This is a genomic window from Citricoccus parietis, from assembly GCF_042433045.1.
GTDB lineage: Bacteria > Actinomycetota > Actinomycetes > Actinomycetales > Micrococcaceae > Citricoccus > Citricoccus parietis.
The window spans coordinates 1-17,124 of record NZ_JBHLWH010000022.1 but is presented as its reverse complement, the minus strand read 5'-3'; the positions used below and the strand labels follow the sequence as shown (position 1 = coordinate 17,124).

Genomic DNA, 17,124 nt, shown 5'->3' with positions numbered 1-17,124 from the left:
CCCGGCCCGGTCGGCGGCAGGGGCCGGCCATGTCCTAGGCTGGCCCCATGGCACCTTCCGCGGACAACACCACCGGCCAGCCGAGCCCCGCGGAGCGCTACGCAGCCGCCAAACGCCGGGCCGCAGACGCCCGGACCGAACTGGGACGGTTCACCACCACCCTGGGCTTCGAGTTGGACCCGTTCCAGGCCGAGGCCTGCCGTGAACTCGAGGCCGGCAACGGCGTCCTGGTGGCTGCCCCGACCGGCGCGGGCAAGACGGTCGTCGGCGAGTTCGCCATCCACCTCGCCCTGACCCACGGCCAGAAGGCCTTCTACACCACCCCGATCAAGGCCCTGAGCAACCAGAAGTTCCAGGAGCTCGTCGCGACCTACGGACCCGACCGAGTGGGCCTGCTGACGGGCGACACCGCCATCAACTCCGAGGCCGAGGTGGTGGTGATGACCACCGAGGTGCTGCGGAACATGCTCTACGCCGATTCCGACACGCTGACGAACCTGGCCTATGTGGTCATGGACGAGGTCCACTACCTGGCCGACCGGTTCCGCGGGGCCGTGTGGGAGGAGGTCATCATCCACCTCCCCGAGCACGTGCAGCTCGTGTCCCTCTCCGCGACCGTCTCCAACGCGGAGGAGTTCGGCGCCTGGCTGGACACGGTGCGCGGCTCCACCTCGGTGGTGGTCTCCGAGCACCGCCCCGTCCCGCTGTGGCAGTACGTCATGGCCGGCAACCAGCTCTACGACCTCTTCGCCACCGAGGTGGCCTTCGACGAGGTCGCCCCCGTCAGCGACGACCCGGCCTCGGATGCGCAGCCCGCCCCAGAGCCCAAGGACACCTCCGGGGGCCGCCTGGTGCTCAATCCCGAGCTGGCGCGCCTGGCCGAGGACCAGCGACGCCGCGAGGAACGCAGTGACTGGGGGCGTCCTGGCCGCAGCACCTACCGCGGCGGACGCGGCGGCCCCCGGGGCCGCGGCGGCGGCAAGACCGGCGGGGGCAGGAGCGGCGGCCGGGACGGCGGCGGTTCCGGCCGCCAGCCGCGGGACCGCCGGCGGTCCGGCCCGGCCCCCTATGGCCGGGACGAGCGCACCGCCACCACCCGGTACGACGGCGGCGCGGCCGGGTCCTCGCAGGCCCCCTCGGGCGGTGGACGGCAGGCGGAGCCCCAGCGTCACCCCGGGCAGCTGCGCATCTCCCGCCCCGGGATGGTCCGGGTGCTCGAACGGGAGGGACTGCTACCCTGCATCACGTTCATCTTCTCCCGCGCGGGGTGTGACGGCGCCGTGGAGCAGTGCCTGGCCGTCGGGCTGGACCTGACGACGCCGGGGGAGAAACAGCAGATCCAGGCGGTGGTGGACGAGGCCGGTCAGTCCCTGCCGGCTGAGGACCTGGATGTCCTGGGCTTCTGGGGCTGGCGTGACGGGTTGTCCCGGGGGTTCGCGGCCCACCACGCCGGGATGCTCCCGCCCTTCAAGGAAGTGGTGGAGAAGCTCTTCGGCCTCGGGCTCGTCAAGGTCGTCTTCGCCACGGAGACCCTCGCGCTGGGGGTCAACATGCCCGCCCGGACCGTGGTGCTGGAGAAGCTCGAGAAGTACAACGGTGAGGCGCACGTGAACATCACGGCGGGGGAGTACACCCAGCTCACGGGGCGTGCCGGGCGCCGCGGCATCGACGTGGAGGGCCATGGGGTGGTCCTCTGGCGTCCGGGACTGGATCCGGCGGCCGTGGCAGGGCTGGCCTCCCGCCGTACCTATCCGCTGAACTCCTCCTTCCGCCCCACCTACAACATGTCCGTCAACCTCATCGCCCAGTTCGGCCTCGAGCGCTCCCGGGCCATCCTGGAGTCCTCCTTCGCCCAGTTCCAGGCGGACCGCTCGGTGGTCGGACTGGCCCGGGAGGTCCGGAGCCGGGAACAGTCCCTGGCCGGCTATGAACAGTCCATGACCTGCCACCTCGGCGACTTCACGGAATACGCCCGGTTGCGCAAGGAGCTCTCGGAGGCGGAGAAGGACTCGTCGAAGGGCCGCAGCCGGGCTCGGCAACGGGCCGTCAAGGACTCCCTGGCCAATCTGCTGCCCGGGGACATCATCGAGGTGCCGGGCCCGCGCCGGCTGGGCACCGCCGTCGTCGTGTTCCCTGCAGGGAACCCGGCCAACCCCAGGGTGGGCATCATCACGCAGGAGGCGCAATTGCGCCGGATCGGCACGGATGACGTGACGGAGCCCGTGGACCCGGTCGGCGGGGCTCGATTGCCGCAGAACATCCAGGTCAAGACCCCCACGCAGCGCAAGGACATCGCCGCCGCCATGCGCACGGCCCTGCGCGAGCACCGTCCGGCGCCGGGTCAGCGCACCGCGGCCGGGTTCAGGTTCCAGGACGATGGCAGCACCGGCCGCGTCGAGGACCTGCGGCGCCAGCTCGAACGCCACCCCTGCCACGGCTGCAAGGACCGTGAGGACCACGCCCGTTGGGCCGAACGCTGGTGGAAGCTGCGCCGCGAGATCGACCAGCTGACCTCCCGGATCCAGGGCCGGACCAACACCATCGCCAAGGCGTTCGACCGGCTCGTGGGCCTGCTGACCGCCTACGGCTACGTGGCCGTCGGGGACGGCACCCGGACCGTGCCCGGAGCCGTGGCCGGCACCGAGGACTCACCCGGCGTCACCACCGCCGGGCAGACCCTGCGGCGCATCTACGGTGAACGGGACCTGCTGACCTCACTGGTGCTGGAGGACGGGCTGGCGGACGGACTCGACCCGGAGGAGCTGGCCGGCCTCGCCGCCCTGCTGGTGTACCAGGCCAAGGGGGCCGAGAACGTCGGGATCCCGCAGATGCCCACCGCCGCCCTCCAGCACGTTCTGGAGGGTACCGCCGAGCACTGGTATGAGCTGCAGCTGGCCGAACGGGGGGCCCAACTCGAGCCGACCGCGGAGCCGGATCCCGGACTGGTGTGGCCCATCCACCGCTGGGCCCGCGGCCGGAACCTGAGGGACACCCTCAAGGGCACCGACCTCGCGGCAGGCGACTTCGTCCGGTGGGCCCGCCAGGTGATCGACCTGCTGGACCAGCTGGCCAAGGTGCCCGGCCGCCCGGAGCTCTCCGGCCAGTGCCGACGTGCTACGGATCTCGTCCGTCGCGGCGTCGTGGCCTACTCGGGAGTGGATAGTCTGGAGGGATGAGCACGCTCTTCGTCAACGGGACCCTCCACTCCACCGCCGATCCGTATGCCACCGCCATGCTGGTGGACTCCGGTTCCGTGGCCTGGGTGGGAGCCGAGGACACGGCGGCCTCGATGCGCGCGCGTTCCGGAGCCGACTGGCAGGTCGTGGATCTGGACGGGGCCCTCGTGGTGCCCGCCTTCGTGGACTCCCTCGTCCTGCCCCCGGACCCCACCCACCATCCCGCCCACGACGCCGGCCCGCTCGCGCAAGCTGACACCGCCGGCTCCGCCGGTGTCTTCCTGTCCGTCATCGGCGGCACCGCCGCCGGGGCCTCCGGAGCGAGCGGAACCCGGGCCATCCACTACCGCGCCGTCGCCCCTGACGAGGCGATCGGTACGGCCGATGATCTCGCGGCACTGGTCTCCGCCGACTCGGTCGCCGGGCTGTCGGCCGTCGTCGGGCCCGGGGGACTCGACGCCGCGGCCGTGACCCGCTTGACCGCCAGCGCCACCGCCGCCGGCGTCCAGCTGTACCTGCTGCCCCAGGACCCGGATGCTTTGGCCGCGGTCATCTCCGCCCTCCGGTCCACGGCGGAGGCCCAGGGCACTCCCGCCCTCGGCATGGTCCGCCACCGCCTGTCCTGGAACGGACCGGTGGAGCAGGACGCCATCCAGACCCTGGCGGAGAACAGCCTGTCCTTCACGGCCGTCCCGGATGCCGACGGCACCCTGACCGCTCCGATCGCCTCCCTGTTGTCCAACGCCGTCCCGGTGTCCTTCGGCAGCGGCACCCGGGCCCCGGATCCGTGGTCCGCCATCCGCGCGAGCCTCGAACATGCCGATCCGGATCAGCGGATCTCCGCCCGCTCCGGGTTCACGGCCGCCACCAAGGCCGGACTGCGTGCCCTCCCGATGTCCATCGGCGCCGGCTTCACGATGGCGGGCCGGATCGCCCCCTCGTCCCCGGCCACGTTCGGCATCTGGGCGGCTGACGCCCTCAGTGTCCAGGCGCCGGACGGACGGGTCGCCGCGTGGAGCACCGACACCCGAGCGGGCACACCCCTGCTGCCCGTCCTGGAGGAGGGCACCGCCGCACCGGAATGCCTGGCCACCCTGGTGGACGGCACCGAGGTCTACCGCTCCCCGGCGTGGACCTGACCGGCGCCGCCCAGACGGTGCACGGCCGACCGGCCTATACTTGACCCCCGATGCCCTCGGACACTCCCAAAGGATTTCTTCGCCTATGCGCCTGCTGACGATCATTCCCACCTACAACGAGATCGAATCGCTGCCCCGCACGCTCGACCGACTGCGTGTCGCCGTGCCGGAATCCGACGTGCTCGTGGTGGACGATGCCTCACCGGACGGGACCGGTGACTGGGCCGACCGCGCCGCCGTGGCCGATCCTCAGATCCACGTGCTGCACCGCACCCAGAAGAACGGTCTGGGCGGAGCCTATATCGCCGGCTTCCACTGGGGCCTGGACCAGGGTTACGACGTCCTGGTCGAGATGGACGCGGACGGCTCGCATCAGCCCGAGCAGCTGCCCCGCCTGATCGAGGCCATCGACCGTGCCGACCTGGTGATCGGCTCACGCCGTGTGCCGGGGGGCAAGATGGTCAACTGGCCTGCCCACCGCAAGCTGATCTCGATCTGCGGCTCCCTGTACCCACGGATCATGCTGGGCCTGAACCTGACCGACGTCACCGCAGGCTACCGGGCCTACCGTGCGGACACCCTGCGGGCCATCGACCTGGACGACGTGCAGTCCAAGGGCTACGGCTTCCAGGTGGACATGACCTTCCGCACGGCGCTGCTGGGCAAGAAGATCGTCGAAGTGCCGATCACCTTCGTGGAGCGCGAGTACGGCGAGTCCAAGATGAGCGGCAACATCGTCACCGAGGCCGTCACGTCCGTGACCCAGTGGGGACTCGCGGCCCGCTGGAACGTCCTGAAGGGCAAGCTCGGCCTCTGACCGGCCGCCACCAATGCAAGAACCCCCGACCATCCGGTCGGGGGTTCTTGCGTTCACGCGGGTGGTGGGAGGGTCAGGAGACCTTCTCGCCTCGGCGTTCGCGCAACTTGTCCAGTTGTCCCTTGAGGGTGTCCTCCAGCTCCTCGATGCTGCGGCGCTCGAGCAGCATGTCCCAGTGGGTGCGCACGGGCTTGGCATCGGACTCGTCCGGCTTGTCGCCGTTGACGAGGAAGGCCACCTTGCCGGTCTTGGAGGTCCAGGTCGGGGGAATATCCGCATCGGTGGCGAAGGTCACGAGGACCTTCTCCCCGTCCTCACAGCGGTATTCGACCCGCTGGCGCGGTGCGGGCTCGACTCCGGCCTCGGACTCCATGGACTGGGCACCAAGGCGCATGCCGCGCAGGCTACGGTCGCTCATTCGATCTCCTTCCGGCCCCATCGGCGGGGCGGTACAACGTCGACCACCCAGTCTAGTGGGTGTGGGGGTGCTCTCCGGGCCAACGCCCCGGCGGCGGGTTTTGTTCCCGCCGCCGGGGCCCCTGGCAGAGGGTCAGGCCGGGTTGCCGCCCTGGCCCGGTTCCCGCTCCGGTTCCTGTCCGGTGTCCTGACCCGGGGTCCGCGCCGGCCGGGAGGGCAGGTCGGCAGGATCGGACTTCGCCCGGAGCGCCCGTTCCGCCGTCTCCGAGTGCTCATCCTCAAGGATGGCGGGCGGTGCCAGCGCCTCCTCCAGCGGGGTGTCGACGATCTTGGCCACACTCTGGCTCGACTCGTTCAGCTCCGCGGCCGTGGTCGGACGGGGTTCCCGACGCCGGCGCCCGGCACCGGCGGTCACCTCACCCGGGCGGTCCGCGTCGTCCGCCTCGTCCGAGCCGTCGGCGGTGCCGGACCCGGAGGTCCGGGACAACAGATCGGAGACCCCCGCGCCGCCGGCGGCGCCGGAGCCGCCGAAGGCGTCACCCAGGCGGCCGAGGGCATCGGTGAGTTCGGCCGGGATGACCCACATCGTGTTGGCGTCGCCCTCGGCGATCTTCGGCAGGGTCTCCAGGTACTTGTAGGCCAGCAGGTCCGGGTCCGGACGGCCCTCATGGATGGCCTCGAAGACCACGTGGATCGCCTCGGCCTCCGCGTTGGCCCGCAGGATGCGGGACTGGGCGTCACCCTCCGCCTCGAGGATGGCGGACTGGCGCTGGCCCTCGGCGGTGAGGATCTCGGCCTGCTTGGTACCCTCCGCGGTCAGGATGGCGGCACGGCGATCACGCTCGGCCCGCATCTGCTTCTCCATGGAGTCCTGGATGGACAGGGGCGGGTCGATCGCCTTGAGCTCCACGCGGGAAACACGCAGGCCCCACTTGCCGGTGGCCTCGTCCAGCACCCCGCGCAGCTGGTTGTTGATCGAGTCACGGCTGGTGAGGGCCTGTTCCAGGTTCATGCCGCCCACCACGTTGCGCAACGTGGTGGTGGTCAACTGCTCCACGGCATGGATGTAGTTGTTGATCTCGTAGGTCGCGGCCTTGGCGTCGTTGACCTGGAAATACACCACGGTATCGATGGACACCACGAGGTTGTCCTCCGTGATCACCGGCTGCGGCGGGAAGGACACCACCTGTTCACGCATGTCGATGAGGGGACGCATGCGGTCGATGAAGGGAATCATCAGCGTCAGGCCGGCGCCCTTGGTCGACTGGTACTTGCCTAGGCGTTCCACGATGCCGGTCCGCGCCTGGGGCACGATGCGCACCGCTCGGATCAGGATGATGGCCACGAGGACCGCGACGACTATGAGCACGATGAGGACTTCCACGCCGATGCTCCCTCCTGCGGCCCCGTTCGGGCCACGTTGTGAGTCTGCTGGTGGTGCAGACGTTGTGCCGCGGCGGTCGCGGCGTCAGGTTCCTTCAGGGAGTCCGGCGGTGCCGGAATCCCAGTCGATGGCGGCCTTCGGGTGGATGATCAGCGTGGCGCCGTCCACCTCGTCGATCTCCGCTTCGTTGCCCGCAGGGATGGTCACGCCCGTGGCCGAGCGTGCCGTCCAGGTCTCACCGTCGATCTTCGCCAGGCCGGCGGTGGACCCGGTGTCCTCCAGGACCACCACGGTGCGGCCGGGCATCGAGTCCACGTTGGTCAGTTGGTCCGTTGACCCCTTCTTCAGGTGCCTCAGCGCCGTGGGCCGGACGGCCGCGAGCATCAACAGCGAGACCCCGGCGAACATTACGATCTGCAACCAGGCCTCGCCGCCCACGAGGGCGGTGGCCAGCGCGGCGGCGGAACCCGCGGCCAGCATGAGGAAGACCAGATCCAGCACCATGGTCTCGACGACGGCGAACACCACGGCGAGGCTCAGCCACAGTACCCACAGGTTGTCACCCACCCATTCGATCACTGCGGCCTCCTCGATTAGCCTTCTCCCCCCATCCTGCCTGCTCAACGGGCGGGGGACAACGTAGGTTATGGACATGCGACCTGATCAACTGGATCTCCTCACCACCGTGGACGCGCCGACGCTGACCCCGGACGGCGGCCGGCTGGTCGTCGGCACGTCCCGCCCGGACTTCACGACGGACGGCTACACCGGCCAGTTGTGGGTCATGCCCACGGACGGTTCCTCCCCGCCACGGCGCCTTACCCAGGGCTACCGGGACTGTGGAGCGCAGCTGTCCCCGGACGGCACCACCGTGGCGTTCCTGCGGTCTCCGGCGCCCGATGCCGACTCGGCGGCGTCATCCTCCCCGCAATTGGCCCTGATTCCGCTGGACGGCGGCGAGGGCAGGATCGTTACCGATCGTCGGCTAGGAGTCACGGGGTTCACCTGGTCTCCGGACTCCCGCTGGATCACGTTCTCCTCGCCCGAACCGGAACCGGGCCGCTATGGGACCGTGGCCGGCGTCGGGCCAGGGCAGGAGGATCCGCGTCTGGTGACGGGCCCGGATCACCGGTTGAACGGGGAGGGGTACACGGCGGACAAGCGTCCCCGGCTGTTCGAGATCGAGGTGCCCGATGCGGCTGGCGAACCGGTCTTCGCGGCCCGGGGCCGGATGGCAGAGCCTCAGGGCTCTCAGGCCGTCCCGCCGGCGTTGCCCACCGCGCGTCCGCTGACCGGGGGAGAGCGGGCAGCCTCCGACCCCGTCTATGCCGCGGACAGCCGCCACGTCTTCTTCGCGACCACCCCGGAGGCAGGGTTCGGCCAGAGCCTGCGCACCGCCGTCGCCGTGGTGGAGGCGCGCCGCGGTCCTGCCGGAGTACCTCGACCGGCGGGCTCCGGTCCTTCAGCAGATCCCGACGCCGGCCCCGTGCGCCTCGTGGCCGGCGGTACCGACGTGCGCGTCGGGTTCGGGTCCCCGTGCGTCTCCCGGAACGGGGAGTGGCTCTACGTGCTGGGCCAGGACCTCGGGGAGTCCGGCCTGGAGTTCGTGGCGTCCAACGGTGCCGTGTATGCCCTCCCGGCGGCCGGCGCCGTACGGGAGGCCAGCACCGGATGGGACCGCCCCGTGGCCGGCCTGCAACCCCGGTTGTTGACGGATCCCGCGGCCATGGGTTTTGCCGGCCCCTTGCGGCCCACCGGCCAGGACCAGGTGCTGGCCCTGGGGGCGAGCCGCGGCAGAACCATACTGGTGCGGGTGTCCCACCATGGCCAGCCCGAGGTGATCGTGGACCAGCAGGGTGAGGTGATGGGGGCCTGCGAGGCGGGCGGCACGCTCGCCGTCACCTCCACGAGTGCGGCCTCTCCGGGCGCGGTGTCCATCCAGCACCGGGGCAGCGGCCTCCAGGAGCTCTTCGACCCGAACGCCGCCTGGCGTGCGGACCTCCCACCGGCCGCCGGACTGGAGCGCGAGTACGGTGCTACCGGTGATCCACGTGGTCACCGTCCGGACCAGCCTGCTGTCCACGGCTGGGTGTTCCTGCCGGAGGGTTCGGGGCCCCACCCGGTCATCCTCAACATCCACGGCGGACCGTACGCCCAGTACACGTGGTCCTGGTTCGACGAGACCCAGGTGCTCGTGGCCGCAGGATATGCCGTGGTGATGTGCAATCCCCGCGGATCCGACGGCTACGGCGCGGATCATGGGGCCTCCATCCAGGGGCGCATGGGGACGGTCGACCACCAGGACATCATCGCCTTCCTGGACGGGGCGCTCGAGGAGTTCGGGCCTGCGGGCAGCGGCCAGCTGGACGCCGGCCGGATCGGCATCCAGGGCGGATCCTATGGCGGCTACATGACCGCGTGGATCACCGCCCATGACCACCGGTTCACCGCTGCCATCGTGGAACGTGGCTACCTGGACCCCGTCTCGGCGCTGGGTTCCAGCGACATCGGCTGGTTCTTCAGCGAGCAGTACATGGGCTCGGATCCCGAACGCCTGCGGCAGCAGAGTCCGCTGCATCACGTCGACCAGGTCCGCACACCCACCCTGGTGATCCACTCGGAGGAGGACCTGCGCTGCCCGATCGAGCATGCGCAGCGCTACTACAGGGCCCTCTGGGCCCGGGGAGTGGAGGCGGAACTACTGATCTTCCCGGGGGAGGACCACGAGCTGTCCCGGTCCGGCACACCCTGGCACCGGCGGGTGCGCTTCGAGCACCTCCTCCGGTGGTGGGACCGGCATCTCGCCACACAAGTTACCGATGAGTAGTATTAGTGCATGACCCTCCCCACCCAGACCTCCCCGGGCAGCCCGTCCCCGCCGTACCCGCACCTGTTCCGCCCCCTCGAGGTCCTCGGGGGCACCCTGCCGAACCGGATCATCATGGGCTCCATGCACCTGGGCCTCGAGGACCGGCGTGCGGATGCGGCCAAGCTGGCCGCGTTCTACGCCGAGCGGGCCCGCGGGGGAGTGGGGCTGATCGTCACCGGGGGCTACGCACCCAACCTCACGGGGCGTCTGACGCCCTTCGCCGGGACCATGCGCTCGGGGCGGGATGCCACCACCCATCGGGTCATCACCGACGCGGTGCATGCCGAGGGCGGGCGGATCGTCCTCCAGATCCTGCACGCCGGCCGTTATGCCTACCACCCCTTCTCGGCCGCCCCCGGGACATCTCCGTCCCCCATCACCCCGTTCTCGCCGCGGGCCCTCTCCACCCGGGCCGTGGAGCGTACCGTCGAGGCCTTTGTCCGGTCTGCCGGGTACGCCCGCCAGGCCGGCTATGACGGCGTGGAGATCATGGGCTCCGAGGGGTACCTGATCAACCAGTTCCTCTCACCCCGGACCAACTCCCGCACCGATGCGTGGGGTGGCTCGGCCGCAGGGCGCCGCCGCTTCGCCACGGAGATCGTCCGCCGCATCCGCGACGCCGCCGGAGAGGACTTCATCATCACGTTCCGGATGTCCATGGTGGATCTGGTCCCGGACGGTCAGACCCTCGATGAGACCCTGGAGCTGGCACGGGAACTCGAGCGGGCTGGCGTGAGCCTGCTGAACACCGGGATCGGCTGGCATGAGGCGCGGGTGCCCACCATCGTCACATCGGTGCCCCGCGCCGCGTTCGCGGACTTCACGGGCCGCATCCGGGAGGCGGTCTCAGTTCCCGTCGCCGCATCGAACCGCATCAACATGCCCCACACGGCGGAGCAGATCCTCGCCGAGGGCCGGGCCGACCTCGTCACCATGGCCCGGCCGTTCCTCGCCGATCCGGACTGGGTGCTGAAAGCGGATGCCGGGACACCGGAACGGATCAACTCCTGCATCGGCTGCAACCAGGCCTGCCTGGACCACACGTTCCAGAACAAGCCGGCCTCCTGCCTGGTCAACCCGCGCGCCGGACGGGAGACCGATCCCGCGTTCCCCCCGCTGCCGGACCGGGCCCTCCTGCCACTGACCCCGGTGGCCACGGGTCATCCGACCCCTGCCCGACACCGTGACTCAGCCCGCGCAGACGCCGTCCGCGCCCGGACAACGGCACTGCGCGTGGCCGTCGTCGGCGCCGGGCCGGCAGGGCTGGCCGCCTCAACCCAGGCCGCTGCCCGGGGCCACGAGGTGGACCTGTTCGAAGCCTCGGACACCATCGGCGGACAGTTCCGACTCGCCCGGCAGATCCCCGGCAAGGAGGAGTTCGCCGAGACCCTGCGCTACTACGAGCACCGGCTGATGGAGACCGGGGTGAATCTGCGCCTGGCCCACCGAGTCACCGCCACCGAGCTGCTCGACGGCGGATACGACCGCATCCTGCTGGCCACCGGGGTGGCGCCCCGCACCGTGGACCTCCCCGGCGCGAACCGACCCAACGTGCACGCCTATCCGGATGTGGTGGACGGCCGGGTGCAGTGCGGTCCGCGCGTGGCGGTCATCGGTGCCGGCGGCATCGGCTTCGACGTGTCCGAACTGCTGACCGAGCCGCACCGCGAGGGCCGGGAGGACCGAGACGGTCACGAGAACCGCGAGGACCGCCAGTACCCCGAGAGCGGGACGCAGAGAGGTGGGCCAATGCCCGGCACCCCACCGCTCGAGGACTGGCAGCGGCAATGGGGCGTGGACCCAGAGTTCTCCGGACGCGGCGGCCTGGCACCGGCCAGGCCGGAGGCACCGGCCCGGACCGTCCACCTCATCCAGCGCAAGGCCACCAAGATGGGAGCGGGTCTCGGCAAGACCACGGGCTGGGTCCACCGCGCCACCCTGAAGGCCCGCGGTGTCGACTTCATCACCGGTGCCAGCTACGTCAGGATCGACGACGACGGCCTCCACCTGGACGTCGACGGCGCCCGCCGCATACTGGCGGTGGACGATGTCGTGGTGTGCGCCGGCCAGGTCTCCCAGCGCGAGTTGTACGGGACGCTGGAGGCCGCCGGGGCCGACGTCGTGCTCCTCGGCGGAGCCGATGTGGCCGCAGAGCTGGACGCCAAGCGGGCCATTGAGCAGGCGACGCGGGTGGCCGCGGCGCTCTGACGGCCTACGGTCCCTCTCGGCCTCCCCGTACACTGGGGCCCATGGCTACCGTCTACCAAGCAACCCTGGTGCCCTCGAAGCAGGAGCTCCTGGAGTCCTGGCTGGCCCAGCAACCGTGGTCCGGTGAGGGCGAGCTGGTCAGGGTCGGCGCCTACCGCTATGACGATCCGGACGGCGAGGTGGGAGTCGAGGGACATCTGGTCCATCGGGAGGGCAGCGACCAGGTCCTGCACGTGCCCATGTCCTACCGTGGTGCCCCGCTCGAGGGCGCGGAACCCTACCTGATCGGCACCGTGGACCACTCCGTGCTCGGACAGCGTTGGGTCTACGATGCCATGGCGGACCCGGTGGCCACCGCCTGCTTCCAGCGGGCCCTCGACGGGCTGCAGCAGCAGGCCGAGGTGCACCTCTACGAGGAGGACGGCCAGTACATCGGTCACGAGGCTGACGAGGTCAGCGTGACCGTGCTCGGCCCCCTGGCCGACCAGCCGGGACGGGTCCAGGTCCACCGGGTGGTCTCCGACCCGGAGACGGCCGGCTCCGAGCACCTCGCCGAATCCCGCCGGCTGTGGGCCACCTGGCCCGGTGGTGGCGGCATCATCTTCAGCCTCAACACGGACGAGCCCGCCTGAGCCGTTGCCCGGCACGGTCGAGGAGCGCCGGTCAGAGGACGGTGAATCCGTCCGAGAGTGGGCCGCGGCCCGTCAGGGCCTCCGTGACCACCACGCCCGCGCCCCGGGCGACCGCGAGATCGGCGGCCAGCCGCACCTCTCGCGGCACCACGGGATCCAGTGCTGCGGGCATCGTCTGCCCGGTGGCGCGCGCCACGTCCACGGTGTGCACCGCCAGCTCGAAGATCCGCGTGGCCAGGTAGCCCGCCAGGGTCATGGTGCCCGCCGGCGTGCGCAGTTCAACGTCCAGTGCCGTGGATTCGAGGAGGGCCAGCACCTCTGCGCGATCCCGTTCGATGACGGACAGCGGCTCCTGGCCGAGGGCCTCGCCTGCGCGCCGGCCACGCTCAGCGACCTCTTCGTCGTCACGGGCGTTCCGCCCCGGCTGGGGCGCCCAGAACGCGGCGAAGTACCCAACGGGCCCGTCCACCGGGACTGCACCGGGCTCCGGTCCAGCCGTGACGTAGCGGGTCACATTGGTGTGGGAGCGATTGGTGTGGCCAGCCAGGGACCGAACCGACCACACGCCCAGTCCGGGCGCCTCCCAGTCGGTGACGCCGCGGCAGGCTTCCAGGAAGGCCGCCGAGGCCGCGCGGTAGTGCTCGATCGTCTCGCTGTCCGGTCCGTCCTGTTGCGGGGTGGTCACCATGGCCCACAGTGTGGCATCGACGCCACGTATGTCACCAGAGCCGGTCACGGGGCTTTCTTGTCGGTCATGCAGAAATCCGGGTGTCGCGCTGGAACTGCCGGGAGACACCCGGATACATGCATGAAGAATGCCGGGATGCTGGGGGCCATCACCTGACAGAATGGTGACGGTGACCCCCCGCCCCGCTCCGAGTACCGCGAGTCCTGGCAGCCACCAGATCCCGGTGGAGGACCTGGTGCGCCTCCGGAGGGTGCGGGATCGGATCGACCGGGAGTACCGCGAGCCACTCGACGTGGAAGCCCTGGCCCGCGGTGAGGCCATGTCCGCAGGCCACCTGAGCCGGCTGTTCAAGAGGGCCTACGGCGAATCCCCCTACTCCTACCTGATGACTCGGCGGATCGAGCGGGCGATGTCCCTGCTGCGCCGGGGTCGTCTGAGCGTGACGGAGGTCTGCTTCGAGGTGGGCAGTTCCTCCCTGGGCACGTTCAGCACCCGGTTCTCCGAGCTGGTGGGCATGCCACCGAGCGAGTACCGTGACCGGGCTTCCCGCGACCCGGACGGGCTGCCCACCTGCGTGGTGCGGCACGCCACCCGGCCGCTGCGGAAGCCTCCGGGGGATCCGGCGGAAAATCCCGTGGACCATCCGGTCAGGAATCAAGAAGCGCCCGTCTCCGGCGGCGTCCTACGCTGAACCCATGACCATCACCATTCACTCCAGCTTCCTGCCCCACACTGACCCGGAGGCCTCCCTGGCCTTCTACCGTGACCTGCTCGGATTCGAGGTGCGCCTCGACGTCGGTGAGGGCACCATGCGGTGGATCACGGTCGGTCCGGCCGGCCAACCGGATACGGCCATCGTGCTCACCCCGCCGAAAGTGGATCCGGGACTCAGCGAGGCTGAGCGGCAGGCCATCACCGAGATGATGGCGAAGGGCACCTACGCCGGCATCAACCTCGCCACCGACGATCTGGACGGCTTCTTCGAGCGGGTCCAGGCCGGCGGAGCGGACGTGGTCCAGGAGCCCATCGAACAGCCGTACGGCCTGCGTGATTGCGCCTTCCGTGATCCATCCGGGAATATGGTTCGCGTCCAGCAGTCCAGCTGAACCCACCGCACCACAGTCCCACAGTGGCGGGCGCCTCGTCCCGGCACCACGTTCCCGTCCGCCCACACATCCCGCATCGGAGCCCGCATGAGCACATCCACCGGCCAGTCCATCGAAGCTGCACCAGACCACGTGGCCGATGCGCATGACACGATCCGCGTGGTCGGGGCACGGCAGAACAACCTGAAGGACATCAGCGTCGATTTGCCCAAGCGACGGCTGACCGTCTTCACCGGGGTGTCCGGGTCCGGCAAGAGCTCCCTCGTCTTCGGCACCATCGCGGCCGAGTCGCAGCGGCTCATCAACGAGACCTATTCGGCCTTCGTCCAGGGGTTCATGCCGTCCATGGACCGCCCCGAGGTGGATGTCCTCGAGGGTTTGACCACCGCGATCATCGTGGACCAGGAGCGGATGGGCGCCAACCCACGGTCCACCCTGGGCACCGCCACAGACGTCAATGCGATCCTGCGCGTCCTGTTCAGCCGTGTGGGCCAGCCGTACGTGGGCCCGCCCAACGCCTTCTCGTTCAACGTGCCCTCAGTCTCGGCTTCCGGGGCCATCACGGTGGAGCGCGGCGGCAAGACCATCGCCGAGAAGGCCAGCTACAACATGCTCGGCGGCATGTGCCCGCGCTGCGAAGGCCGCGGCTCGGTCACGGACTTCGACCTGACCGCCCTCTTCGACGAGGACAAGTCGCTCCGCGAGGGGGCCCTGACCATCCCCGGCTACTCCATGGACGGCTGGTACGGCCGGATCTTCGAGGGCTCCGGCTACTTCGACATGGACAAGCCGATCAAGAAGTTCACCAAGAAGCAGATGCACGACCTGCTCTACCGTGAGGCCACCAAGATCAAGGTCGAGGGCATCAACCTGACCTACCTCGGCCTGATCCCGCAGATCCAGAAGTCCATGCTGGTCAAGGACCGGGACGCCATGCAGCCCCACATCCGCCGCTTCGTGGACCAGGCCGTCACCTTCACCACCTGCCCCGACTGCGAGGGCACCCGGCTGGCCCCGGAGGCCCGATCCTCGAAGATCAACGGCAAGAACATCGCCGAGGTGTGCGCGATGCAGATCTCGGATCTCGCCGCCTGGGTGGGGAAGCTGGACCTGCCCGAGGCCGCGCCCTTGTTGAGGAACCTCTCGGAGACCCTGGAATCCTTCGTGGACATCGGCCTGGGTTACCTCAGCCTCGACCGCCCCGCCGGCACGCTGTCCGGGGGCGAGGCCCAGCACACCAAGATGATCCGCCACCTGGGATCCTCGCTGACCGATGTCACCTATGTCTTCGACGAGCCCACGATCGGTCTGCATCCGCACGACATCGAGAAGATGAACCAGCTGCTGCTCGAACTGCGGGACAAGGGCAACACCGTCCTGGTGGTCGAGCACAAGCCGGAGACCATCCGGATCGCCGACCATGTGGTGGACCTCGGCCCGCGCGCCGGGACCGACGGCGGCCAGATCACCTTCCAGGGCGACCTGGACGGCCTCCGCGCCTCGGACACCCTCACCGGACGGCACCTGGACGACCGTGCCCGCCTCAAGGAGTCGGTGCGGTCCGCGTCCGGTCACCTCGAGGTCCGTGGGGCGGACGCCAACAACCTGCAGGACGTCGACGTCGACCTGCCCACGGGCGTGCTGGTTGCCGTCACCGGGGTGGCCGGCTCCGGCAAGAGCTCGCTGATCCACGGTTCGGTGGCCGGCCGCGAGGGGGTCGTGGTGGTGGACCAGTCCGCCATCAAGGGCTCCCGCCGTTCCAACCCGGCCACCTACACCGGCCTGCTGGAGCCGATCCGCAAGGCCTTCGCCAAGGCCAACGGGGTCAAGCCGGCCCTGTTCAGCGCCAACTCCGAGGGTGCCTGCCCCACCTGCAAGGGCGCGGGCGTGATCTACACCGAACTGGGGTTCATGTCCACGGTGGCCTCCACCTGCCAGGACTGCGACGGACAGCGTTACCAGGCCGCGGTCCTGGAGTACCGCTTCGGGCCCGACGGCGGCCAGAACATCGCCGAGGTCCTCGGCATGTCCGTGGCCCAGGCCGAGGAGTTCTTTGCCGAAGGCGAGGCCCGCCTTCCCGCAGCCCACAAGATCCTGGTGCGCCTGGCCGACGTCGGGCTCGGATACCTGAAGCTGGGCCAGCCCCTCACCACACTGTCCGGTGGCGAGCGGCAGCGGCTCAAGCTGGCGAACGAGATGGGGGAGAAGGGCGAGGTCTACATCCTCGACGAGCCGACCACCGGCCTGCACCTGGCCGACGTCGAGAACCTCCTGGGCCTGCTGGACCGCCTCGTGGACTCGGGCAAGACCGTGATCGTCATTGAGCATCACCAGGCGGTGATGGCCCATGCCGACTGGATCGTCGACCTGGGTCCGGGTGCCGGGCACGACGGCGGCCGGATCGTCTTCGAGGGCACGCCGGCCGACTTGGTGGCCGGGGCAGGAACCCAGCGCGAGACCCTGACCGGGCGACACCTGGCCGAGTACGTCGGGTCATAGCCGACAGGTGGTCGGCTGACGACTACCAGTACCGCCGTTGCACTCCTGACCGGTCATTGCGTTCCGGAGGAGTGGCCAAAGTTGCCCCGGGGGTTTGCGGCGTCATCCGTCGGCGTGCTGATGTTGTGGATATCTGTGACGTGGTTCATGGGGGTCTGTTTAGACTGTTCGGGAACCTGGCAGGCGGGA

13 protein-coding genes are annotated in these 17,124 nt (G+C 70.0%); 9 read left to right on the top strand and 4 right to left on the bottom strand.

Features of this window, described 5'->3' with window-relative positions; all coding sequences use genetic code 11:
• The first annotated feature begins 47 nt into the window (after window positions 1–47).
• The 3 genes from ACFFIO_RS08220 (at window position 48) to ACFFIO_RS08210 (ending at window position 5,132) form a co-directional block, all read left to right on the top strand.
• Window positions 48–3,176, top strand: coding sequence for a DEAD/DEAH box helicase (locus tag ACFFIO_RS08220; RefSeq protein ID WP_378041105.1), 3,129 nt, complete (start codon window positions 48–50; stop codon window positions 3,174–3,176).
• The gene (locus ACFFIO_RS08215; protein WP_378041104.1) at window positions 3,173–4,315 is read left to right on the top strand and encodes an amidohydrolase family protein; all 1,143 of its coding nucleotides are present in this window, start codon (window positions 3,173–3,175) and stop codon (window positions 4,313–4,315) included. Before ACFFIO_RS08220 ends, ACFFIO_RS08215 begins: the two co-directional genes overlap by 4 nt.
• Window positions 4,316–4,400: 85 nt before the next feature.
• The gene (locus tag ACFFIO_RS08210) at window positions 4,401–5,132 is read left to right on the top strand and encodes a polyprenol monophosphomannose synthase (protein ID WP_378041103.1); all 732 of its coding nucleotides are present in this window, start codon (window positions 4,401–4,403) and stop codon (window positions 5,130–5,132) included.
• A gap of 73 nt (window positions 5,133–5,205) precedes the next feature.
• Here the strand turns inward: ACFFIO_RS08210 and ACFFIO_RS08205 are convergent, their stop codons facing one another.
• The 3 genes from ACFFIO_RS08205 to ACFFIO_RS08195 all read right to left on the bottom strand — a co-directional run bounded on the left by ACFFIO_RS08205 (window position 5,206) and on the right by ACFFIO_RS08195 (window position 7,512).
• Window positions 5,206–5,550, bottom strand: a complete 345-nt coding sequence (locus ACFFIO_RS08205) for an RNA polymerase-binding protein RbpA (protein ID WP_344227095.1) — start codon at window positions 5,548–5,550, stop codon at window positions 5,206–5,208.
• 132 nt (window positions 5,551–5,682) lie between these two features.
• Window positions 5,683–6,933, bottom strand: a complete 1,251-nt coding sequence (locus tag ACFFIO_RS08200; protein WP_378041102.1) for an SPFH domain-containing protein — start codon at window positions 6,931–6,933, stop codon at window positions 5,683–5,685.
• A gap of 84 nt (window positions 6,934–7,017) precedes the next feature.
• Window positions 7,018–7,512: an NfeD family protein gene (locus tag ACFFIO_RS08195; RefSeq protein WP_378041101.1), complete on the bottom strand. Its 495-nt coding sequence runs from the start codon at window positions 7,510–7,512 to the stop codon at window positions 7,018–7,020.
• 73 nt (window positions 7,513–7,585) lie between these two features.
• Between ACFFIO_RS08195 and ACFFIO_RS08190 the strand changes: the two genes are divergently transcribed.
• The 3 genes from ACFFIO_RS08190 to ACFFIO_RS08180 are packed head-to-tail and all read left to right on the top strand — an operon-like array spanning window position 7,586 to window position 12,642.
• Window positions 7,586–9,760: a S9 family peptidase gene (locus tag ACFFIO_RS08190; protein WP_378041100.1), complete on the top strand. Its 2,175-nt coding sequence runs from the start codon at window positions 7,586–7,588 to the stop codon at window positions 9,758–9,760.
• A 9-nt stretch (window positions 9,761–9,769) separates the two neighbouring features.
• Window positions 9,770–12,010 (top strand): oxidoreductase, encoded by a 2,241-nt coding sequence (locus tag ACFFIO_RS08185; RefSeq protein ID WP_378041099.1) that lies wholly within the window; start codon window positions 9,770–9,772, stop codon window positions 12,008–12,010.
• Window positions 12,011–12,051: 41 nt separating this feature from the next.
• The gene (locus ACFFIO_RS08180) at window positions 12,052–12,642 is read left to right on the top strand and encodes a CG0192-related protein (RefSeq protein ID WP_378041098.1); all 591 of its coding nucleotides are present in this window, start codon (window positions 12,052–12,054) and stop codon (window positions 12,640–12,642) included.
• A 31-nt stretch (window positions 12,643–12,673) separates the two neighbouring features.
• Here the strand turns inward: ACFFIO_RS08180 and ACFFIO_RS08175 are convergent, their stop codons facing one another.
• Window positions 12,674–13,330, bottom strand: coding sequence for a maleylpyruvate isomerase N-terminal domain-containing protein (locus tag ACFFIO_RS08175; RefSeq protein WP_378041097.1), 657 nt, complete (start codon window positions 13,328–13,330; stop codon window positions 12,674–12,676).
• A gap of 169 nt (window positions 13,331–13,499) precedes the next feature.
• On the opposite strand from ACFFIO_RS08175, the gene ACFFIO_RS08170 reads away from it, so the two are divergent.
• From ACFFIO_RS08170 to ACFFIO_RS08160, 3 genes are all read left to right on the top strand, one after another.
• Window positions 13,500–14,021: a helix-turn-helix transcriptional regulator gene (locus tag ACFFIO_RS08170; protein WP_378041096.1), complete on the top strand. Its 522-nt coding sequence runs from the start codon at window positions 13,500–13,502 to the stop codon at window positions 14,019–14,021.
• 4 nt (window positions 14,022–14,025) lie between these two features.
• On the top strand, window positions 14,026–14,436 hold the full coding sequence (locus ACFFIO_RS08165; RefSeq protein ID WP_378041095.1) for a VOC family protein: 411 nt from the start codon (window positions 14,026–14,028) through the stop codon (window positions 14,434–14,436).
• A gap of 87 nt (window positions 14,437–14,523) precedes the next feature.
• On the top strand, window positions 14,524–16,935 hold the full coding sequence (locus ACFFIO_RS08160) for an ATP-binding cassette domain-containing protein (RefSeq protein ID WP_378041094.1): 2,412 nt from the start codon (window positions 14,524–14,526) through the stop codon (window positions 16,933–16,935).
• The last annotated feature ends 189 nt before the right edge of the window (window positions 16,936–17,124 follow it).